The sequence below is a fragment of the Klebsiella sp. HMSC25G12 genome (assembly GCF_001807705.1).
Classification (GTDB): Bacteria; Pseudomonadota; Gammaproteobacteria; order Enterobacterales; family Enterobacteriaceae; genus Klebsiella; species Klebsiella variicola.
Genome location: NZ_KV789908.1, coordinates 171690 through 191615, shown reverse-complemented (window position 1 = coordinate 191615; position 19926 = coordinate 171690). Strand labels below are relative to the sequence as shown.

Below are 19926 nucleotides of genomic sequence, written 5' to 3'. Positions count from 1 at the left end.
TCTGAGAATGCGGTCACTGTCCGGTCTTTTCATTAAGGTGACCCATGCTCAGGCTCAATGCCGTCCATCTTGCCGTCTGCCTCCTGCCGCTGGCCCTCGCGGGCTGCGGCGAACCTGCCGATCATGACGATCCCCGCACCCGGCCGCCGCTGGTCCGGGTGGCGACCGTCGAGCGCGCGGAGGCCAGCTCGCGGGCCTTTACCGGCGTGGTGGTCGCTCGTACCCAAAGCGATCTCGGCTTCCGGGTATCGGGAAAAATCCTTGCCCGGCTGGTGGAGACCGGGCAGAGCGTCAAGCGCGGTCAACTGCTGCTGCGTCTGGATCCGGCTGATTTAACCTTGCAGGCGCAGTCTCAACAGCGGGCCGTGGATGCCGCGCGGGCGCGAGCCAAAAAGGCGACCAACGATCTGGCCCGCTATCGCGGCCTGGTGGCGAGCGGCGCCGTCTCGGCCGCGGAATTCGACCAGGTTAACGCAGCGGCAGAGGCGGCGAGAGCCGACCTCAGCGCGGCCCAGGCGCAGGCCAATGTGGCGCAAAACGCCACCGGCTATGCCGGGCTATTGGCGGACGCTGACGGCGTGGTGGTGGAAACGCTTGCCGAACCAGGGCAGGTGGTCAGCGCCGGGCAGGTAGTGATCCGCCTGGCGCGGGCGGGGCAGCGCGAAGCGCGGGTGCAGCTTCCGGAGACGCTGCGCCCGGCGGTCGGCAGCGAGGCGCTGGCGACACGCTATGGCAGCGAATCTCAGCCGGTCACGGCGACCCTGCGACTGCTTTCGGACGCGGCTGACGCCACCACCCGCACCTTTGAAGCGCGCTATGTGCTGAACGGCGCGCTGGCGAATGCCCCGCTGGGGTCTACCGTGACCCTGCGTATCGGCAGCGACCAGGCGCCAGGCCAGGTGCTGGAGGTACCCCTGGCGTCGGTCTACGATCCGGGCAACGGCCCTGGCGTCTGGCACATTGCCTCGCGTCCGGCCACCGTCTCCTGGCAACCGGTGACCGTGCTCGGCCTGAATGATGAAACGGCGCGGGTGACCGGCCCGCTGAAGCCCGGCGAGCCCATCGTCGCCCTGGGCGCCCATCTTCTGCACCAGGGCGAGGCGGTGCGTCTGGCGGAACGACGCGAGCATAATGCCGCCGGGAGCCAGCCATGAGCGCCGGGCGTTTTAATCTCTCCGCGCTGGCCGTCCGCGAGCGGTCGGTGACCCTGTTTTTGATTATCCTCATCTCCGTCGCCGGGCTGGTGGCGTTCTTCGGACTCGGGCGGGCGGAAGATCCGCCCTTCACGGTCAAGCAAATGACGGTCATTACCGTCTGGCCCGGCGCCACCGCGCAGGAGATGCAGGATCAGGTCGCCGAGCCGCTGGAAAAACGGCTCCAGGAGCTGAAGTGGTACGATCGCACGGAGACCTATACCCGCCCAGGCATGGCGTTGATCACGTTATCGCTGCAGGATCAGACCCCGCCGTCCGAGGTGCCGGAGCAGTTTTATCAGGCGCGCAAAAAGCTCGGGGATGAGGCGAAAAACCTGCCTGCCGGCGTCTCCGGCCCGATGATGAATGACGAATTCGCCGATGTCACCTTTGCCCTCTTTGCTCTGAAAGCGCGGGGAGAGCCGCCGCGGCAGCTGGTGCGTGACGCTGAAGCCCTGCGCCAGCAGCTGCTGCATGTACCCGGGGTGAAAAAAGTGAATATCCTCGGCGAACAGGCGGAGCGCATTTATCTCTCCTTTTCTCATGATCGTCTCGCCACCCTGGGCCTTTCGCCAGAGGCGATTTTTGCCGCGCTGAACAGCCAGAATGTGCTGACCGCCGCCGGGGCCATTGAGACCCGGGGCGGGCAGATCTTTATCCGCCTCGACGGGGCGTTCGACCGCCTGCAGCAGATCCGCGACACGCCGATTATTGCCGGGGGCAGAACGCTGAAACTGGCCGATGTCGCCACGGTTGAGCGAGGGTATGAAGATCCCGCGACCTTCCTGATCCGCAATCAGGGCGAACCGGCGCTGCTGCTGGGGGTGGTGATGCGCGAGGGCTGGAATGGTCTGGCGCTGGGGAAAGCGCTGGACGCCGAAACGGCCAGCATCAATCAGAGCCTGCCGCTCGGCATGTCGTTGACCAAAGTGACCGATCAGTCGGTGAATATCAGCGCCGCAGTCGATGAGTTCATGATCAAATTCTTTGTCGCCCTGCTGGTGGTGATGGCGGTGTGCTTTGTCAGCATGGGGTGGCGCGTGGGGGTGGTGGTCGCGGCGGCGGTGCCTTTAACTCTGGCCGTGGTGTTTGTGGTGATGGAGGCGACCGGCAAAAACTTCGACCGTATCACTCTCGGCTCGCTGATCCTCGCCCTGGGCCTGCTGGTGGATGATGCCATCATTGCCATCGAAATGATGGTGGTCAAAATGGAGGAGGGGTACGACCGCCTCAAAGCCTCCGCCTATGCCTGGAGCCATACCGCGGCGCCCATGCTGGCCGGTACCCTGGTAACGGCCGTAGGCTTTATGCCCAATGGATTTGCGCAGTCCACCGCCGGGGAGTACGCCAGCAACGTGTTCTGGATCGTCGGTATCGCGCTGATTGCCTCCTGGATTGTGGCGGTGATTTTTACCCCCTGGCTGGGGGTGCACCTGTTGCCGGACAGAAAGCCTGCGACGGCAGGCCACGCCGCGCTGTATGACACCCCGCGCTATCAGCGTTTCCGTCGGCTGCTGACCCGGGTTATCGCCCGCAAATGGCGCGTGGCCGCCAGCGTGGTGGTGCTGTTTATGGTGGCGATACTGGGAATGAGCCTGGTGAAAAAGCAGTTTTTCCCCACCTCCGATCGTCCGGAAGTACTGGTTGAAGTACAAATGCCTTACGGGTCGTCGATTATCCAGACCAGCGCCGCGACGGCGAAAATTGAGCACTGGCTGCAGCAGCAGCCGGAGGCGAAGATTGTCACCAGCTATATCGGCCAGGGCGCGCCGCGCTTTTACCTGGCGATGGCCCCGGAGTTGCCCGATCCCTCCTTTGCCAAACTGGTGGTGTTGACCGACGGTCAGGACGCCCGCGAGGCGCTCAAGCTGCGGCTGCGGGAGGCGGTGGCCAATGGCCTGGCGCCGGAAGCGCGGGTGCGTGTCACTCAGCTGGTCTTTGGCCCTTATTCGCCCTATCCGGTTGCCTGGCGGGTGATGGGGCCCGATCCGCACACCTTGCTCGACATCGCCGAACGGGTTAAATCGGTGCTGCAGGCCAGTCCGCTGATGCGCACCGTCAATACCGACTGGGGTTCGCGGGTGCCGGTGATGCATTTCAGCCTCAATCAGGACCGGCTGCAGGCGAGCGGACTCAGCTCCCAGTCCGTCGCCCAGCAGCTGCAGTTCCTGCTGTCAGGGATCCCCATCACCACCGTTCGGGAAGATATTCGCGCCGTGCAGGTCATCGGCCGCGCGGCGGGCGATATCCGTCTGGATCCGGCGAAAATCGCCGACTTCACCCTGGTGGGCAGCGGCGGGCAGCGGGTTCCCTTGTCACAGATTGGCGACGTGTCGATCAGAATGGAGGACCCGCTGCTTCGCCGTCGCGATCGCACGCCGACCATCACCGTTCGCGGAGATGTCGCGGATAACCTGCAGCCGCCGGATGTCTCCACCGCGCTGATGAAACCGCTGCAGCCCATTATCGACTCGCTGCCGCCGGGGTATCGCATCGAGACGGCGGGGTCGATCGAGGAATCAGGCAAAGCCACCCGGGCGATGGTGCCGTTATTTCCCATCATGATCGCCCTCACGCTGCTGATCATTATCCTGCAGGTGCGTTCGCTGTCGGCGATGGTCATGGTTTTCCTGACCGCGCCGCTGGGGCTGATTGGCGTGGTGCCGACACTGCTGCTGTTCAATCAGCCGTTTGGCATCAATGCTCTTGTGGGCCTGATCGCCCTGTCGGGGATCCTGATGCGCAATACGCTGATCCTGATTGGCCAAATCCACCACAACGAACAGGCAGGGCTCGATCCGTTCCACGCGGTGGTGGAGGCGACAGTACAGCGCGCCCGCCCAGTTCTGCTGACCGCGCTGGCGGCGATCCTGGCGTTCATTCCGCTCACCCATTCGGTCTTCTGGGGAACGCTCGCCTATACGCTGATTGGCGGGACGCTGGGGGGAACCATCATGACCCTTATTTTCCTGCCGGCCATGTACGCGATCTGGTTCCGCATCCGACCTCAGCCCCCGGCTGACGCAGTGCAACACCCGGCGCTGCACCCGCAGGGGTAATTCCCTCTTGCCGGACCTGGCCGATAAACGCGGTCAGGCCCGGCCCTGGGCAGCGTCAGGCGGGTAAGGATACCGGCACCGCATGAGTGCGATGTTGATCCTGTTCGAGACGGTCAAGGCAATCGAGGCTGATGGCCGATGGCGAGGTTGCGCCGGTGAGGGTCATGGTGACCTTCATATCCTCGGCAAATAAGCGCAGCAGATGCGCCACGCCCGCTTCGCCCGCCGCGGCCAGGGCATAAATATAGGCCCGCCCGAGCAGCACGCCCTTCGCGCCGAGGGCCAGCAGGCGAATGACGTCCACGCCGGAGCGCACCCCGGAATCAGCAAGCACCGTCAGATCGTCGCCGACCGCATCCACCACCCTTGGTAGCGCCCGGGCAGTGGGGATGGCGCCATCGAGCTGTCTGCCGCCATGATTCGACACCACAATGCCATCGGCGCCGAGGCGTACGGCATTGCGCGCATCGTCGGCATCGAGGATCCCTTTGATGATTAATTTCCCTTGCCAGCTGTCGCGGATCCACTCCAGATCGTGCCAGGCGATGGACGGGTCGAAGTTGTTGCTGATGAACCCCATGTAGTCGTCCATGGTCATTTTGTGGCCGGTGTAGGCTTCTATATTACCGAACGACAGGGGCCTGCCCGCCAGCCCGACGTTCATTGCCCAGCGTGGATGAGTACAGGCCTGGAGATACTGTCGCAGGGTGGCGTGCGGCCCGGACATGCCTGATCGATTATCCCGATACCGCGAGCCGGGGATCGGCATATCGACGGTGAATACCAGGGTTTTCATGCCGGCGGCCCACGCGCGCTCCAGCGCATTACGCATGTAGCCGCGATCTTTCAGCACGTACAGCTGGGACCAGAGTGCGCCGCTGGCCTGGCTCGCCACCTCTTCAATGGAGCAGACCGACACCGTGGACAGGGTGTACGGGATCCCGGCGCGGGAGGCGGCGCGGGCCGCCTGAACTTCGCCGCGGCGGGCGTACATCCCGGTGGCGCCGACCGGCCCCAGCGCCACGGGCATCGCCCATGAGGCATCAAGGATCGTGGTGGCCAGCGTCGGTTCGCCCGCCCCGCACAGCACGCGCTGGCGAAGGGCTACCGAAGCAAGCTCGGTGGCGTTGGCGTTCATGGTATTTTCCGCCACCGCGCCACCGTCAATATAATCGAAAAGGAAGCGGGGCAGACGGCGACGAGCGGCTTCGCGATAATCGCTGGGGGCTGAAACAATCATTATTATGTCCTTATGTCTTTTAACCTAAGTGGATGTTCTGCAGGCAAAAAAACTATAGGCTTCTAAAAACCGGTGGGGAAATGAAATATTAGCATCCCAGCTATTCCCTGCTGGAATAATCTGGTTTTATCGCTGAGGCTGTTATTTCCTTTTTTTACTCTTCGGCGCGCGCGTTATTTTTATTTATTTCCGCGCAACGTGAAGCTGGCAAAATAAAGACCCGGTATGAGGCGACAGCGCTTTGCGCCATCGCCACCAGGGGGAAGGAGAGGTCAGCGCGGCGTCTGGGTTTTCCGGGAGGTGTAAAGAAGATGAATTTGAAATTGAGCTGGTGGTATCTTTTGCTAGCCTTTCTCTGGAGGACAGACGGAGCGACACCATGAAAGATAAAGATGAACAAACGGCATTGATTGGCATGGCCATCGGCGCGGCGGTCATTAGCTTAGTGGCTACACAGAAGCAGATTAATCAGGGGAGTATCGTGGATGAACTGGTGAGACTGGGCAGACAGAAGGGGGACGGGGTGGAAGATGAGGTTTTTGTTCAGGCCGCCCGCCTGGTCAGAAAAGGCACCTAGCCAACCGCTACCCTGCCTGGCAATCCATTTACCCGTTTCATCACAGTTTTCATTCCCTGGATCGCGGCCTGGCGAGCGGCGATTGTTGCTTTCTGAAAGCGTCACGGACTGGCGCTTTCTTATCCTGACCACCGGACCTGCGCCTTCTCGGCCTTGTTGGCCTTTAGGTGACACTGTCACTTTTCCTTCTCCAGGCTGTGCGATAAACAGGAACCGGGTCATCTGCTATTGCATAAATCGGTATTTTCGATACATCTTTACCATTGCGTGCGAATATAGAACGATTTCAGAATAACATATTATAAATCAAAAGATTAAGTTCACCCTGCACACCCTGATAATCCCCGGGCGAGGGTCTATGCTTATAAAAAGCGCTAAATGGGGCAATACCCCTGCTGCAGATGGGTTGAAGTGATAATCATTATCACTAACATGGCGGTATGCCTTGATGGCGCCAACCTGGAGGTCTATCGATGGAAGTACAAGCAGGAACCTTTAATCCCGCCGATTTTAGCTGGCAGGGACTGACCATGACGCCGGCCGCTGCCGCGCATATTCGCGATCTGATGCGCAAGCAACCGGACAAAAAAGGGCTGCGGCTGGGGATAAAAACCAGCGGTTGCGCCGGTTTTGGCTATGTGCTCGAAATGATTGCCGAGCCGGCAGCCGACGATCTGCTCTTTGAACATGACGGGGCGAAACTGTGGGCGCCGCTGCAGGCGATGCCGTTCATTGACGGCACGGAGCTCGATTACGTCCGGGAAGGTTTAAATGAAATCTTTAAATTTCATAACCCGAAAGCGCAGCACGAGTGCGGCTGTGGCGAAAGTTTTGGGGTGCAGGCGGAGTAACTATGTCGCGTAATACTGAAGCAACTGACGATGTCAAAACCTGGACCGGCGGCCCGCTCAATTATAAAGAGGGCTTTTTCACCCGGCTGCAGACCGATGAGCTGGCCAAAGGGATTAATGAAGAGGTGGTCCGGGCCATTTCCGCCCGTCGCAATGAGCCGCAGTGGATGCTGGAGTTTCGGCTCAATGCTTTCCGGGCATGGCTGGAGATGGAGGAGCCGCACTGGCTGAAGGCGCATTACGATAAGCTGAATTATCAGGACTACAGCTACTATTCCGCCCCCTCCTGCGGCAACTGCGATGAGACCTGCGCTTCAGAGCCGGGCGCGGTGCAGCAGACCGGGGCCAACACCTTCCTGACCAGCGAGGTGGAAGAAGCCTTTAACCAGCTGGGCGTGCCGGTACGTGAAGGGCGCGAGGTGGCGGTGGACGCCATATTCGACTCCGTGTCGGTGGCGACCACCTACCGCGAAAAGCTGGCGGAGCAGGGGATCATCTTCTGTTCTTTCGGCGAGGCGATCCACGACCATCCGGAACTGGTGAAAAAGTATCTGGGTACCGTGGTGCCAGGCAATGACAACTTCTTCGCCGCGCTGAACGCCGCGGTGGCTTCGGATGGCACCTTTATCTATGTGCCGAAGGGCGTCCGCTGCCCGATGGAGCTGTCGACCTATTTCCGCATCAACGCCGAAAAGACCGGGCAGTTTGAACGCACCATTCTGGTGGCCGATGAAGGCAGCTACGTCAGCTATATTGAGGGCTGCTCGGCGCCCGTGCGCGACAGCTATCAGCTGCATGCGGCGGTCGTTGAAGTCATCATCCATAAAGATGCGGAAGTGAAATACTCCACGGTGCAGAACTGGTTCCCCGGCGACAACAACACCGGCGGCATTCTCAACTTCGTCACCAAGCGCGCGCTGTGCGAAGGGGAGAACAGCAAGATGTCATGGACCCAGTCGGAAACCGGCTCGGCCATCACCTGGAAATACCCCAGCTGCATCCTGCGCGGCGATAACTCGATCGGCGAATTCTTCTCGGTAGCGCTGACCAGCGGTCACCAGCAGGCGGACACCGGCACCAAAATGATCCATATCGGCAAGAACACCCGCTCGACCATCATCTCGAAAGGGATCTCCGCCGGACACAGCCAGAACAGCTATCGCGGGCTGGTCAAAATCATGCCGACCGCCACCAATGCCCGCAACTTCACCCAGTGCGATTCGATGCTGATCGGCCCGGACTGCGGGGCGCATACCTTCCCGTATGTGGAATGCCGCAACAACAGCGCCCAGCTGGAACATGAAGCGACCACTTCGCGGATTGGCGAAGATCAGCTGTTCTACTGTTTACAGCGCGGGATCAGCGAAGACGATGCCATCTCGATGATCGTCAACGGTTTCTGTAAAGACGTCTTCTCCGAACTGCCGCTGGAGTTCGCCGTCGAAGCGCAAAAATTGCTGGCCATTAGCCTTGAACATAGCGTCGGCTGATAATTAAGGAAAAAAGATGTTAAGTATTCAAGATTTACACGTCGCCGTCGAAGATAAAGCGATCCTGCGCGGGCTGAACCTTGAGGTGCGCCCGGGGGAGGTCCACGCCATTATGGGGCCAAACGGCTCGGGGAAAAGTACGCTTTCGGCCACCCTGGCCGGGCGTGAGGATTACGAGGTGACCGGCGGCCGCGTCGAATTTAAGGGTAAAGACTTGCTGGAACTTGCCCCGGAAGATCGCGCCGGAGAAGGTATCTTTATGGCCTTCCAGTATCCGGTGGAAATTCCCGGCGTCAGCAACCAGTTCTTCCTGCAGACCGCGCTGAATGCCGTGCGCAACTATCGCGGCCAGGAGCCGCTGGATCGCTTCGACTTCCAGGATCTGATGGAAGAGAAAATCAGGCTGCTGCAGATGCCGGCAGATCTGCTGACCCGCTCGGTGAACGTTGGCTTCTCCGGCGGGGAGAAAAAGCGTAACGATATTCTGCAAATGGCGGTGCTGGAGCCGGAGCTGTGCATTCTTGATGAGTCAGATTCCGGGCTGGATATTGATGCACTGAAGATTGTCTCGGAAGGTGTCAACTCGCTACGCGACGGCAAACGCGCCTTCATCATTGTCACCCACTATCAGCGCATTCTTGACTATATCAAGCCGGACTACGTCCATGTTCTGTATCAGGGGCGGATTGTGAAGTCGGGGGATTTCACCCTCGTCAAACAGCTGGAGGAGCAGGGCTATGGCTGGCTTACCGAACAGCAGTAACGCGCTGCAGCAGTGGCACCACCTGTTTGAAGCGCAGGGCGGCCAGCGTACGGCGGAGGCCACCCAGCATCTGCAGCAGCTGCTGCGCCTGGGGCTGCCGACACGTAAGCACGAGGACTGGAAATACACCCCGCTGGATGCGCTACTCAACGGTCACTTTGTCGCCGACGAGGGGGCATCGCTCAGCGCTGAACAGCGTGATGCGCTGGCGCTGCCGCTGGACGCCTGGCGGCTGGTGTTTATCGATGGCCGCTATCATCCTGAGCTGAGCGACGATCTCGCCGCCAGCGGCGTGGAGGTCAGCGTCGATAACCAACGCCAGCATCTGCCGGATGCTTTGCATCCGGAGGTGTTTCTCCATCTGACCGAAAGCCTGGCGCAGACGGTGACCCGCCTTCGCGTACCGCGCAACCGCCGCCTGGATAAGCCGCTGCTGCTGATGCATATCACCCGCGGTCTGGCCGGCGATGCGCTGAATACCGCCCACTATCGCCATCACCTGGCGCTGGAAAGCGGGGCGGAGGCGACCGTGGTCGAACATTACCTGAGCCTCAATGAGCAGCCGCACTTCACCGGCGGGCGACTGACCATGACGGTGGCCGATAACGCGCACCTCCAGCATATCAAGCTGGCGTTTGAGAACGCGCTCAGCTACCACTTCGCCCATAACGACCTGCTGCTGGGCCGCGACGCCTCGGCCTTCAGCAGCAGTTTCCTGCTCGGCGGGCAGGTGCTGCGTCATCACACCAGCACCCGCCTGGGCGGTGAAAACAGCAATCTGCGCCTCAATTCGCTGGCGATGCCGGTGAAAAATGAGGTCTGCGACAGCCGCACCTGGCTCGACCATCAGGTTGGCTACTGCAACAGCCGCCAGCTGCACAAAACCATCGTCAGCGATAAGGGTCGGGCGGTGTTTAACGGGCTGATCAACGTCGCGCCGCACGCGCTGAAAACCGACGGCCAGATGACCAATAACAATCTGCTGCTTGGGCGGCTGGCGGAGGTCGACACCAAACCGCAGCTGGAGATTTACGCCGATGACGTGAAATGCAGCCACGGGGCGACCGTCGGGCGCATTGATGAAGAACAGCTGTTCTATCTGCGCTCGCGCGGTATCGAACAGCAGGCGGCGCAGCAGATGATCCTCTACGCCTTCGCCGCCGAGCTCACCGAGGCTATCCGCAGCGATGCGCTCAGAGAGCAGGTGCTGGCGCGGATTGGACAGCATTTGCCGGGAGGCACTGTATGACATTTTCAGTAGAACGGGTTCGCGCCGATTTTCCGGTACTGAACCGGGAGGTCAACGGTCAGCCACTGGCCTATCTCGACAGCGCCGCCAGTGCCCAGAAGCCGGAGGCGGTGATCGGCGCCGAAGCGGAATTCTATCGCCACGGCTACGCGGCGGTGCACCGCGGCATCCATACCCTCAGCGCGGAAGCCACCGCGCGGATGGAAGCCGTGCGTCAGCAGGCGGCCACCTTCCTTAACGCCGGGTCGGCGGAGGAAGTGGTGTTCGTCCGCGGCACCACCGAGGGTATCAACCTGGTGGCCAACAGCTGGGGAAACGCCAACGTCGGCGCCGGGGATAACATCATCATCAGCGAAATGGAGCACCACGCCAACATTGTGCCGTGGCAGATGCTGTGCGCCCGCGTCGGGGCTGAGCTGCGGGTGATCCCCCTGAACCCGGACGGCACCCTGCAACTGGATGTTGTCCCGGGACTGTTTGACACGCGCACCCGCCTGCTGGCGATAACCGAGGTCTCCAACGTGCTGGGGACGGAAAACCCGCTGGCGGCGCTGATTGCCCTTGCGCATCAGCATGGCGCGAAAGTGCTGGTGGATGGCGCTCAGGCGGTGATGCACCACCCGGTAGATGTGCAGGCGCTGGGGTGCGATTTCTACGTCTTCTCCGGACACAAGCTGTATGGCCCGACCGGGATCGGCGTGCTCTATGGCCGTTCCGAGCTACTGCAGGCGATGGCGCCATGGGAAGGCGGCGGGTCGATGATCGCCACCGTCAGCCTGACGGAAGGCACCACCTGGAACCGGGCGCCGTGGCGCTTTGAGGCCGGTACGCCGAATACCGGGGGGATCATTGGCCTCGGCGCGGCGCTGACCTACGTCAGCCAACTGGGGCTGACGCAGATCGCGGAGTACGAGCAGACCCTGATGCGCTATGCGCTGGAGGCTCTGCGCGCCGTGCCGGATCTGATCCTCTACGGGCCGGCGCAGCGCAAAGGGGTGATCGCCTTTAACCTCGGCCAGCATCACGCCTATGACGTCGGCAGCTTCCTCGACAACTACGGTATCGCGGTGCGAACCGGGCACCACTGCGCCATGCCGCTGATGGCCCGGTATCAGGTACCGGCTATGTGTCGGGCCTCGCTGGCGATGTACAATACCACGGAAGAGGTGGACCGCCTGGTGGCCGGCCTGCAGCGGATCCACAAATTATTAGGGTAAAGGACGTGACGATGGCGGCACTACCAGACAAAGACAAACTGTTGCGCAATTTTAGCCGTTGCGCCAACTGGGAAGAGAAGTATCTCTATATCATTGAGCTGGGCCAGCGGCTGGCGCCGCTAAGCCCGGAAGAACATAGCGTGCAGAACATTATTCAGGGCTGCCAAAGCCAGGTGTGGATTGTGATGGCGCAGGACCCCTCCGGCGTTATCACCCTGCGCGGTGACAGCGATGCGGCGATCGTCAAAGGGCTGATTGCGGTGGTGTTTATCCTTTATGATCGGATGACCGCCCAGGATATCATCGAGTTCGATGTGCGCCCGTGGTTTGAAAAAATGGCGCTCACCCAACACCTGACGCCTTCCCGCTCGCAAGGGCTTGAAGCCATGATCCGTGCGATCCGCGCGAAAGCCGCAAATATTAGCTAGAATAAACAGGTAGATTTCATTCTGTTACGTCCGGTAGGGGTTCTGCTCCTGCCGCCGTTCAGTCTCCTGGCGTTTTATCAGCGAAAGAAGGAATCTCAGTATGAAACGCAAAACGATGATCACCTTAGCCCTTCTCAGCGCGCTTGGCGCCTCCTCGGCCGCCTGGGCCGTCGACTACCCGCTTCCTCCCGCCAACAGCCGGCTGATTGGCCAGAACCAGTACTGGACCGTACAGGAGGGAGACCGCAACCTGCAGGCGATCGCCCGCCATTTCGATACCGCGGCGATGCTGATCCTCGAAGCCAACGATACCATCGCGCCGGTGCAGCCGAAGCCAGGTACTCAGGTCCTGATCCCCTCCCAGATGCTGCTCCCCGACGTACCGCGAGAGGGGATTGTCGTCAACCTTGCGGAACTGCGGCTGTATTACTTCCCGCCGGGAGATAATCAGGTGCAGGTCTATCCGCTGGGTATCGGCCAGTTAGGGCTGGAAACGCCTGAGATGACCACCCGCATCGGGCAGAAGATCCCCAACCCGACCTGGACGCCCACCGCGGGCATTCGGGCGCGTTCGCTGGAGAAAGGGGTGACGTTACCAGCGGTGGTCCCGGCCGGGCCGTACAATCCGCTGGGGCGCTACGCGCTGCGTCTGGCCTATGGCAACGGCGAATATCTGATTCATGGCACCAACGCGCCGGACAGCGTCGGTTTACGCGTCAGCTCAGGCTGTATGCGAATGAACGCCGATGACATCAAAGCGCTGTTCAACCAGGTGAAAACCGGGACGCCGGTACGGATTATCAATCAGCCGGTGAAGTTTGCCGTCGAACCGGATGGTAAACGCTATGTCGAGGTCCACAGGCCGCTTTCGCAGACGGAAGGGGAAAACACCCGGACCATCGCCTACACGCTGCCTGCGGCGTTTCACGCCTTCGCAGAGGATAAAGCGGTCGATGATGCACAGCTGAAAAAAGCGATGTCGAGAAGGGCGGGATATCCGGTGGTGGTGTCCACGGGGACGGGGAGTGCGCCAGCTACGCTGTCGGCGCAGAACACGCCGTCAGACAACAGCCTGCTTACCCAGTAGCCCTCATGCTGAGGGCAAAAAAAATGGCGCACAGAGTGCGCCATTTTTATTACCAGAACTCTTACTTACGGTAAGAGTGAGCCTGGTTGTCCAGACGCTGGTTAGCGCGAGCTGCGTCGTCTTTAGCAGCCTGAACGTCGGAACGGATTGCGTTCACGTCGTTGCTCAGCTGGTCAACTTTAGCGTTCAGAGTCTGAACGTCAGAAGACAGCTGATCGATTTTAGCATTGCTGGAGCAACCAGCCAGCAGAGTAGAACCCAGGATTACCGCGCCCAGTACCAGTTTAGTACGATTCATTATTAATACCCTCTAGATTGAGTTAATCTCCATGTAGCGTTACAAGTATTACACAAAGTTTTTTGGGATGAGAATATTTTTTTTACCTGAACGCACTTATTTTTGATCGTTCGCTCAAAGAAGCATCGAATTGGACAAAATCGCTGAAAAAGGCGAGTGAAAACAGCGCGCTTCCATCGGATTCATCTTAGATAATCTCTTATTAAATAGTAAATTCCGATTTGCATTTTTAATAGGAAGAGCTAATCAATGAATAAAAAAAAGCGCCCCGAGAGGCGCTTTATTAAAAAAAACCAATTAACCTGTAAATTATTACAGCACGTGTACGGAAGCCGTATTAGTGGTACCGCTCGGCACTAATGCGCCGGAAACCATCACCACCACGTCGCCTTTACGCGCGAGGCCGCTTTTCAGCGCCAGATCTTTGCCCAGATGATAGAAGTCATCGGTAGAGGCGATCTCTTCCACCAGCTGCGGCACAACGCCTTTGCTCAGCACCAGCTGGCGAGCGGTGGTTTCGTTGGTGGTCAGGGCCAGGATGGTGGCGTCCGGGAAGTATTTACGCACAGCGCGTGCGGATTTACCGCCCTGGGTGGCGACAACGATCAGCGGCGCTTCCAGTTTCTCAGCGGTTTCTACCGCGCCGCGGCACACCGCTTCGGTGATGCGCAGTTTACGGTTGTCGTTATTGAAGTCCAGACGGCTGGTCATCACGCGGTCAGTACGTTCGCAGATGGTGGCCATGATGGTGACGGCTTCCAGCGGGTATTTGCCTTTCGCGGATTCGCCGGACAGCATCACTGCATCGGTACCGTCGAGGATGGCGTTGGCCACGTCGCCGGCTTCAGCGCGGGTCGGACGCGGGTTCTTGATCATGGAGTCCAGCATCTGAGTCGCGGTGATAACCACTTTGCGCGCGCGGATACATTTTTCGATGATCATTTTCTGGGCGAAGATAACTTCTTCAACCGGGATCTCAACGCCCATGTCGCCACGAGCAACCATGATGCCGTCAGAAGCTTCGAGGATTTCGTCGAAGTTGTTCAGGCCTTCCTGGTTTTCGATTTTGGAGATGATCTGGATGTTTTCGCCGCCGTGGGCTTTCAGGTGCTCACGGATCTCGACGACGTCGGAACGTTTACGGATGAAGGAGGCCGCGACAAAGTCCACGCCCTGTTCGCAACCGAAGATCAGATCCTGTTTGTCTTTCTCTGCCAGCGCCGGCAGGGCGATGGAGACGCCCGGCAGGTTTACGCCTTTGTTCTCGCCAAGGTCGCCGTTGTTCAGCACTTTACAGATAACTTTGTTACCTTCGATAGCCGTCACTTCCATGCCGATCAGGCCATCGTCCACCAGAACGGTGTTGCCGACGGTGAGGTCAGACGTGAAGCCTTCGTAGGTCACTGCAACGATTTCGTTGTTGCCGACGACGGATTTATCGGTGGTGAAGGTGAAGGTCTGGCCTGCTTTCAATGAGACGTCGTTGCCGCCTTCCAGCTTGATGGTACGAATTTCCGGGCCTTTGGTGTCCAGCAGAATAGCGGCTTTCTTACCGGTTTTGCTCATCACATTGCGCAGGTTCTGGATGCGCTGACCGTGTTCCGCATAGTCACCGTGGGAGAAGTTCAGACGCATCACGTTCATGCCGGCTTCCAGCATTTTGGTCAGCATCTCTTCAGATTCGGTTTTCGGACCGATGGTGCAAACAATTTTGGTCTTTTTCATGACAGTTTTAGTCTTTAAGTTGTGAAGGATATGGAATTCTCGCTCCGCGGGCGCACTGCCGGGGAGCCAAACCTGTATTACGAAAGTTGCTAAGCCACGCCCTAAGGATAGGTGACAACCCCGGAGCGTGCAGAAGAATGTGTGCTGGCGGTTCAGCCCATGAAATGTGGCAAGGTGTTATGCGTTTTATCATGCAGTCCAATGCGCTGAAACCATTCAAGAAAGAATCGAAGCGCATTATACGCTGCCGAAATCAAAAAGGAAAATAAAAACCTCGTTTCAAATTATGGACAAAACGCGTAACAAAACCGGCACGTTATGCATAAAAGTACGCAACACATTTTTTCATCACCGGGCAGGCAAAGGGGCAGCGGAAGGCGCTTTTTCTCGCGTGATGAACCAGTAAAATGCGCCATTGGCCCATTCCGCCGGGGATAATTTGCGTTGCGGAAAAAATCTATCAATAATGAATTGATTGATAATAATAAAGTGCGAGCAAAACCAGATGGGAAATAAAGCCAAAGACGACGAGCTGTACCAGGAAATGTGCCGCGTGGTGGGTAAAGTGGTGCTGGAAATGCGAGACCTGGGCCAGGAGCCGAAACACATTGTCATTGCCGGCGTACTGCGCACCTCGCTGGCGAACGCCAAAATTCAGCGTTCGGCGCTCACCGTGGAGGCCATGGAGAAAGTCATTCACGCCCTTTCCGGGCATTAACGTCTTTCGCCGGCGGGTCAGGAAATCACGAAGCGGATCACCGCCCGGACGGCAATGTCACAGTGGTGGGCCACCATCGCTTCGTCGTCGATGGCGGGCAACGGATCGTCAAGGTACAGGCTGCTGAAGGTGTAGAAGTTCGACACCTGATAAAAGCTGAAGCTGCTGATTAACCGGTGCACATCGCGTGCTTCGAGCCCCGCCTGAAAGACGCCTTGCTGCTGGCCGCGCTGTAAAATGTCTTCCAGAATCGACAGGGCGGTACGATTCAGCGGTTTCAGTTCACCCGAGGTTTGTAACCACTTGCCGCGCTGCATATTCTCCATGCAAATCACCCGCATATAGTCCGCGTGGGTGGCGTGATAACGCACGCTCCAGCGCACCAGCCGCACCAGCGCCTCCACCGGCGGCACATTCTCCAGCCCCAGCTGCTGCTCGGTTTCGCGGATCCGCGCATACACATACTGCAGCACCTCCTGATAGAGCTGCTCTTTGCTTTTGAAGTAGTAAACCACCATGCGCTTGGTGGTCTGCGCTTCGGTGGCGATCTGCTCCATGCGGGCGCCTGACAGCCCGTGTTCAGCAAAAACAGCGATAGCGGCGCTGAAAATCCGCGCCTTCAGGGATTGTGCTTCATCATGAGCAACGACGGTCATGGCAACTCCTTTTTCTTGGGTGACAAAAAATACACATAATGATCACAATTTAGCAACCTAGTATGGCGCAAATGAACCAAATGATACATATTCAAGGCTCACGTCAGTTGTTGACCCGAGGACCTTATGCTGCGCTCTATCGCCACCGTTTCGATTTCCGGCACCCTGCCTGAGAAGCTGCACGCTATTGCGGCGGCGGGCTATCAGGGTGTGGAAATTTTCGAGAACGATCTGCTCTATTATACGGGGACGCCGGCGGAAATCCGCCAGCTTGCCGCCGATTTAGGGTTAAAAATCACGCTTTTTCAACCCTTTCGCGATTTTGAAGGCGCCAGCCGGGCGCAGTTTGCGGCGAATATGGCCCGCGCTCGGCGCAAGTTTGCCCTGATGCACGAGCTGGGCTGTGACACGCTGCTGCTGTGCAGCAATGTGCAGCCGGACTGCTCGGCGGATAGCGAATTGCAGGTCGCGGATCTGCGGGCGCTGGCCACGCTGGCGGAAGAAGAGGGGATCACCATCGGCTATGAGGCGCTGGCCTGGGGAACCCATGTGAACCGCTGGCAGCAGGCCTGGGAGCGGGTGCGGCGGGTGGACAGCCCGGCGTTGGGCCTGGTGCTCGACAGCTTCCATATTCTGGCCCGCGGCGACACGCTGGACGCGCTACCGTCGGTACCGGTGGAGAAAATCACCTTTGTTCAGCTCGCCGATGCGCCGTACATGAAAATGGATCTCCTGGAATGGAGTCGCCATTTCCGCTGCTTCCCCGGGCAGGGCGAGCTGCCGCTGGAGCCGTTTGCCGAGCAGGTCACCCGCTGCGGCTATCGCGGCCCCTGGTCGCTGGAGATCTTTAATGACGGTTTTCGCGCCTCGCCGAACGGCGCGACGGCCAAAGATGGTTATCGTTCGCTGCTGTGGCTGGAGGAGCAAACCCGCCGTCGGCTCCCGACGTGCGATGCCGATCTGTTTTCACCGCCGCCGCTGCCGGTCTATCACGGGCTGGAGTTTATCGAGTTTGCCGCCAGCGCCGCCGAGGCGCAGCGCCTGGGGCAGCATCTGCAGGCGCTGGGTTTTCAGCACGAGGGAAGCCACCGCTCCAAACAGGTGACGCTGTGGCGCAACGGCGGGGCGCGGATCGTCATCAACCATCAGCCCCACAGCTGGGCCGATCATTTCTATCAACGCCACGGCGTATCGCTGTGCGCCATGGCGCTGCGGGTCGATCGCAGTGCGCCGATTGTGGCCCGCGCCCGGGCGCTGGGGTATGCCACCTGGCAGGGCGATGCCGGGCCGAACGAAACGCCGATCCCGGCGATCTGCGCCCCGGACGGTAGCCTTATCTATCTCATCGAGGCCGGGGAAGGGATCTATGAGCGCGATTTTCATCTGCGCGACGGACTGACGGTGCGCGAGGATTATCTCGGTATCGACCATCTGGCGCTGGGGATGGAGGCCGACAGCCGCGACAACTGGGTGATGTTCTTCCGCACGGTGTTTGGTTTTACCCTTGAGCATGAGCAGACGCTGCCGGACCCGTATGGACTGGTGCGCAGTCTGGCGGTGCGCAGCCCGCAGGGCGATATCCGTCTGGCGCTGAATATTTCGCAGAGCCGGGCGACGCAGATTGCCCGCTCGGTCGCCTGCTACCAGGGGGCAGGGCTGCAGCATGCGGCCTTTGCCTGCCGCGATCTGCCGGCCACCTGCGACCAGCTTGCCGACGTTGCCCGCCATGCGCTGCCGATCCCGGCCAATTATTATGACGATCTGCTGGCGCGCTTCGGCGGCGAGCTGGACGTTGGGCAACTGCAGCGGCGGCAGCTCCTCTACGACCGCGATCCGCAGGGCGGGGCCTTCCTGCATCTTTATACCCGCCCCTTTACCGCCGGGCGCTTTTTCTTTGAATTAACCGAACGACGGGCCGGTTACGCGCTCTATGGCGCGGCGAATGCCGCCGTCCGTCTGGCGGCGATGCAGTATTGTTAGCCCGAATCAAATGGTTCATTATGCTTTAAACACAATAACAACATCCTCTGTACCCGAGACAGGAACTGACTATGAGCTCATATAGCCCTAACCCGACGGCTGCCGCCCAGCCTGCCGTCACCGTGCGCCGCTCCCGGCGGCGCATCGGCATCCTTGCGCTGTTGGCCATTGGTACCATGATCAACTACCTCGATCGCACCGTGCTGGGGATCGCCGCCCCAAAGCTCACCGGTGAGCTGGGGATCGACCCGGCGATCATGGGTATCCTTTTTTCCGCCTTCGCCTGGACCTATGCCCTGGCGCAGATCCCCGGCGGGCTGTTCCTTGACCGCTTTGGCAACAAAGTGACCTATTTTCTGTCGCTGACCCTATGGTCGCTGTTTACCCTGTTCCACGGCATGGCGGTGGGGCTGAAAACACTGTTGCTGTGCCGCTTCGGACTCGGCATTAGCGAAGCGCCGTGCTTTCCGGTCAACAGCCGGGTGGTCAGCGCCTGGTTCCCGCAGCATGAGCGGGCGAAAGCCACAGCGGTGTACACGGTAGGGGAATACCTCGGGCTGGCCTGCTTTGCGCCGCTGCTGTTCTGGATCATGGACGGCTTTGGCTGGCGGGTGCTGTTCGTCAGCGTCGGCGCGGTCGGTATTCTGTTTGCCCTGGTGTGGTGGCGCTGCTACCGCGAACCGCATGAAGATCCGCACCTCAGCCAGCAGGAGCGCGAGCATATCGAAAACGGCGGCGGCCTGAGCGCCCCGACGGACCAGCAGGTGGCGTTCAGCTGGCCGCTGGTCCGCCAGCTGCTGAGCAAGCGGCAGATCATCGGCGCCAGCATCGGCCAGTTTGCCGGCAATACCGTGCTGGTGTTCTTTCTCACCTGGTTCCCGACCTGGCTGGCCACCGAGCGGCATATGCCCTGGCTGAAGGTGGGCTTCTTCTCCATCCTGCCGTTTGTCGCCGCCGCGGGCGGGGTGATGTTTGGCGGCTGGATCTCCGACAAACTGCTCAAGGCCACCGGGTCGGCCAACCTTGGCCGTAAGCTGCCGATCGTCGCCGGTCTGCTGATGGCCAGCTGCATCATTACCGCCAACTGGCTGCAGAGCGACCTGGCGGTGATCCTGGTGATGTCGTTTGCCTTTTTTGGTCAGGGAATGGTGGGGCTTGGCTGGACGCTGATCTCCGATATTGCCCCGAAGGGGCTGGGCGGCCTGACCGGCGGCCTGTTTAACTTCTGCGCCAACCTCGCGGGGATCCTCACCCCGCTGGTGATCGGCTTTATCGTTGCCGGGTTCGGCAATTTCTTCTACGCGTTGATCTACATCGGCGGCGCCGCGCTGCTGGGCGTGGTGGCCTATCTGTTTATCCTCGGCGACGTCAAACGTATCGAGTTATCGCAGTAAG

18 protein-coding genes are annotated in these 19926 nt (G+C 59.7%); 14 read left to right on the top strand and 4 right to left on the bottom strand.

All coding sequences use genetic code 11. The features are described 5' to 3' along the window. The first annotated feature begins 44 nt into the window (after positions 1-44). Together HMPREF3096_RS19520 and HMPREF3096_RS19515 are read left to right on the top strand one after the other, a co-directional pair. Positions 45-1154, top strand: coding sequence for an efflux RND transporter periplasmic adaptor subunit (locus tag HMPREF3096_RS19520; RefSeq protein ID WP_064169310.1), 1110 nt, complete (start codon positions 45-47; stop codon positions 1152-1154). Next, complete coding sequence (locus HMPREF3096_RS19515) at positions 1151-4252, top strand: efflux RND transporter permease subunit (protein WP_064169309.1); 3102 nt, start codon at positions 1151-1153, stop codon at positions 4250-4252. The genes HMPREF3096_RS19520 and HMPREF3096_RS19515 overlap by 4 nt, the downstream gene beginning before the upstream one ends. 55 nt (positions 4253-4307) lie before the next feature. Here the strand turns inward: HMPREF3096_RS19515 and lldD are convergent, their stop codons facing one another. Continuing rightward, the gene (gene lldD, locus HMPREF3096_RS19510) at positions 4308-5492 is read right to left on the bottom strand and encodes an FMN-dependent L-lactate dehydrogenase LldD (protein ID WP_008804462.1); all 1185 of its coding nucleotides are present in this window, start codon (positions 5490-5492) and stop codon (positions 4308-4310) included. 379 nt (positions 5493-5871) lie between these two features. On the opposite strand from lldD, the gene HMPREF3096_RS19505 reads away from it, so the two are divergent. From HMPREF3096_RS19505 to ldtE, 8 genes are all read left to right on the top strand, one after another. Further along, positions 5872-6069, top strand: a complete 198-nt coding sequence (locus HMPREF3096_RS19505; RefSeq protein ID WP_004203090.1) for a hypothetical protein — start codon at positions 5872-5874, stop codon at positions 6067-6069. A 473-nt stretch (positions 6070-6542) separates the two neighbouring features. Further along, positions 6543-6920, top strand: coding sequence for a Fe-S cluster assembly scaffold SufA (gene sufA, locus HMPREF3096_RS19500; protein ID WP_008804464.1), 378 nt, complete (start codon positions 6543-6545; stop codon positions 6918-6920). A gap of 2 nt (positions 6921-6922) precedes the next feature. Continuing rightward, entirely contained in the window at positions 6923-8410 is a 1488-nt protein-coding gene (sufB, locus tag HMPREF3096_RS19495) for a Fe-S cluster assembly protein SufB (RefSeq protein WP_008804465.1), read from the top strand. A 16-nt stretch (positions 8411-8426) separates the two neighbouring features. Beyond that, a complete protein-coding gene (gene sufC / locus HMPREF3096_RS19490; RefSeq protein WP_004184415.1) occupies positions 8427-9173 on the top strand; it encodes a Fe-S cluster assembly ATPase SufC in 747 nt (248 codons plus the stop codon). Continuing rightward, positions 9148-10422: a Fe-S cluster assembly protein SufD gene (gene sufD / locus HMPREF3096_RS19485; RefSeq protein WP_064169308.1), complete on the top strand. Its 1275-nt coding sequence runs from the start codon at positions 9148-9150 to the stop codon at positions 10420-10422. The genes sufC and sufD overlap by 26 nt, the downstream gene beginning before the upstream one ends. Then, the gene (gene sufS, locus HMPREF3096_RS19480) at positions 10419-11639 is read left to right on the top strand and encodes a cysteine desulfurase SufS (RefSeq protein WP_016161294.1); all 1221 of its coding nucleotides are present in this window, start codon (positions 10419-10421) and stop codon (positions 11637-11639) included. Before sufD ends, sufS begins: the two co-directional genes overlap by 4 nt. 11 nt (positions 11640-11650) lie before the next feature. Continuing rightward, a complete protein-coding gene (gene sufE / locus HMPREF3096_RS19475; protein WP_008804468.1) occupies positions 11651-12067 on the top strand; it encodes a cysteine desulfuration protein SufE in 417 nt (138 codons plus the stop codon). A 100-nt stretch (positions 12068-12167) separates the two neighbouring features. After that, positions 12168-13154 carry a L,D-transpeptidase LdtE gene (gene ldtE, locus HMPREF3096_RS19470; RefSeq protein WP_064169307.1) on the top strand — a complete coding sequence of 329 codons (987 nt, stop codon included), beginning with the start codon at positions 12168-12170 and terminating at the stop codon, positions 13152-13154. Positions 13155-13215: 61 nt separating this feature from the next. On the opposite strand, the gene HMPREF3096_RS19465 is transcribed toward ldtE, so the two are convergent. Then, a complete protein-coding gene (locus HMPREF3096_RS19465; protein ID WP_007374746.1) occupies positions 13216-13452 on the bottom strand; it encodes a major outer membrane lipoprotein in 237 nt (78 codons plus the stop codon). Positions 13453-13764: 312 nt separating this feature from the next. Next, the gene (gene pykF / locus HMPREF3096_RS19460; protein ID WP_012541397.1) at positions 13765-15177 is read right to left on the bottom strand and encodes a pyruvate kinase PykF; all 1413 of its coding nucleotides are present in this window, start codon (positions 15175-15177) and stop codon (positions 13765-13767) included. 137 nt (positions 15178-15314) lie between these two features. Here pykF and HMPREF3096_RS30985 point away from each other — a divergent pair, with 137 nt between their 5' ends. Both HMPREF3096_RS30985 and fumD read left to right on the top strand, forming a co-directional pair. Next, positions 15315-15446, top strand: coding sequence for a hypothetical protein (locus tag HMPREF3096_RS30985; protein WP_004217210.1), 132 nt, complete (start codon positions 15315-15317; stop codon positions 15444-15446). Positions 15447-15682: 236 nt separating this feature from the next. Further along, positions 15683-15895: a fumarate hydratase FumD gene (gene fumD, locus HMPREF3096_RS19455; RefSeq protein WP_012541399.1), complete on the top strand. Its 213-nt coding sequence runs from the start codon at positions 15683-15685 to the stop codon at positions 15893-15895. A 17-nt stretch (positions 15896-15912) separates the two neighbouring features. Here fumD and HMPREF3096_RS19450 read toward each other — a convergent pair whose 3' ends face one another. Then, on the bottom strand, positions 15913-16551 hold the full coding sequence (locus HMPREF3096_RS19450) for a TetR/AcrR family transcriptional regulator (RefSeq protein WP_008804472.1): 639 nt from the start codon (positions 16549-16551) through the stop codon (positions 15913-15915). 126 nt (positions 16552-16677) lie between these two features. Between HMPREF3096_RS19450 and HMPREF3096_RS19445 the strand changes: the two genes are divergently transcribed. Both HMPREF3096_RS19445 and HMPREF3096_RS19440 read left to right on the top strand, forming a co-directional pair. Beyond that, positions 16678-18531 (top strand): bifunctional sugar phosphate isomerase/epimerase/4-hydroxyphenylpyruvate dioxygenase family protein, encoded by a 1854-nt coding sequence (locus tag HMPREF3096_RS19445; protein ID WP_012541400.1) that lies wholly within the window; start codon positions 16678-16680, stop codon positions 18529-18531. A 71-nt stretch (positions 18532-18602) separates the two neighbouring features. Continuing rightward, positions 18603-19925: an MFS transporter gene (locus HMPREF3096_RS19440; RefSeq protein ID WP_022066372.1), complete on the top strand. Its 1323-nt coding sequence runs from the start codon at positions 18603-18605 to the stop codon at positions 19923-19925. Position 19926: the final 1 nt, after the last annotated feature.

Bases quoted from the DNA above. Each gene is read 5' to 3' on its own strand.
- HMPREF3096_RS19520 (WP_064169310.1), top strand. From the start codon at position 45: ATGCTCAGGCTCAATGCCGTCCATCTTGCCGTCTGCCTCCTGCCGCTG.
- HMPREF3096_RS19515 (WP_064169309.1), top strand. From the start codon at position 1,151: ATGAGCGCCGGGCGTTTTAATCTCTCCGCGCTGGCCGTCCGCGAGCGG.
- lldD (WP_008804462.1), bottom strand. From the start codon at position 5,492: ATGATTGTTTCAGCCCCCAGCGATTATCGCGAAGCCGCTCGTCGCCGT.
- HMPREF3096_RS19505 (WP_004203090.1), top strand. From the start codon at position 5,872: ATGAAAGATAAAGATGAACAAACGGCATTGATTGGCATGGCCATCGGC.
- sufA (WP_008804464.1), top strand. From the start codon at position 6,543: ATGGAAGTACAAGCAGGAACCTTTAATCCCGCCGATTTTAGCTGGCAG.
- sufB (WP_008804465.1), top strand. From the start codon at position 6,923: ATGTCGCGTAATACTGAAGCAACTGACGATGTCAAAACCTGGACCGGC.
- sufC (WP_004184415.1), top strand. From the start codon at position 8,427: ATGTTAAGTATTCAAGATTTACACGTCGCCGTCGAAGATAAAGCGATC.
- sufD (WP_064169308.1), top strand. From the start codon at position 9,148: ATGGCTGGCTTACCGAACAGCAGTAACGCGCTGCAGCAGTGGCACCAC.
- sufS (WP_016161294.1), top strand. From the start codon at position 10,419: ATGACATTTTCAGTAGAACGGGTTCGCGCCGATTTTCCGGTACTGAAC.
- sufE (WP_008804468.1), top strand. From the start codon at position 11,651: ATGGCGGCACTACCAGACAAAGACAAACTGTTGCGCAATTTTAGCCGT.
- ldtE (WP_064169307.1), top strand. From the start codon at position 12,168: ATGAAACGCAAAACGATGATCACCTTAGCCCTTCTCAGCGCGCTTGGC.
- HMPREF3096_RS19465 (WP_007374746.1), bottom strand. From the start codon at position 13,452: ATGAATCGTACTAAACTGGTACTGGGCGCGGTAATCCTGGGTTCTACT.
- pykF (WP_012541397.1), bottom strand. From the start codon at position 15,177: ATGAAAAAGACCAAAATTGTTTGCACCATCGGTCCGAAAACCGAATCT.
- HMPREF3096_RS30985 (WP_004217210.1), top strand. From the start codon at position 15,315: ATGTGTGCTGGCGGTTCAGCCCATGAAATGTGGCAAGGTGTTATGCGT.
- fumD (WP_012541399.1), top strand. From the start codon at position 15,683: ATGGGAAATAAAGCCAAAGACGACGAGCTGTACCAGGAAATGTGCCGC.
- HMPREF3096_RS19450 (WP_008804472.1), bottom strand. From the start codon at position 16,551: ATGACCGTCGTTGCTCATGATGAAGCACAATCCCTGAAGGCGCGGATT.
- HMPREF3096_RS19445 (WP_012541400.1), top strand. From the start codon at position 16,678: ATGCTGCGCTCTATCGCCACCGTTTCGATTTCCGGCACCCTGCCTGAG.
- HMPREF3096_RS19440 (WP_022066372.1), top strand. From the start codon at position 18,603: ATGAGCTCATATAGCCCTAACCCGACGGCTGCCGCCCAGCCTGCCGTC.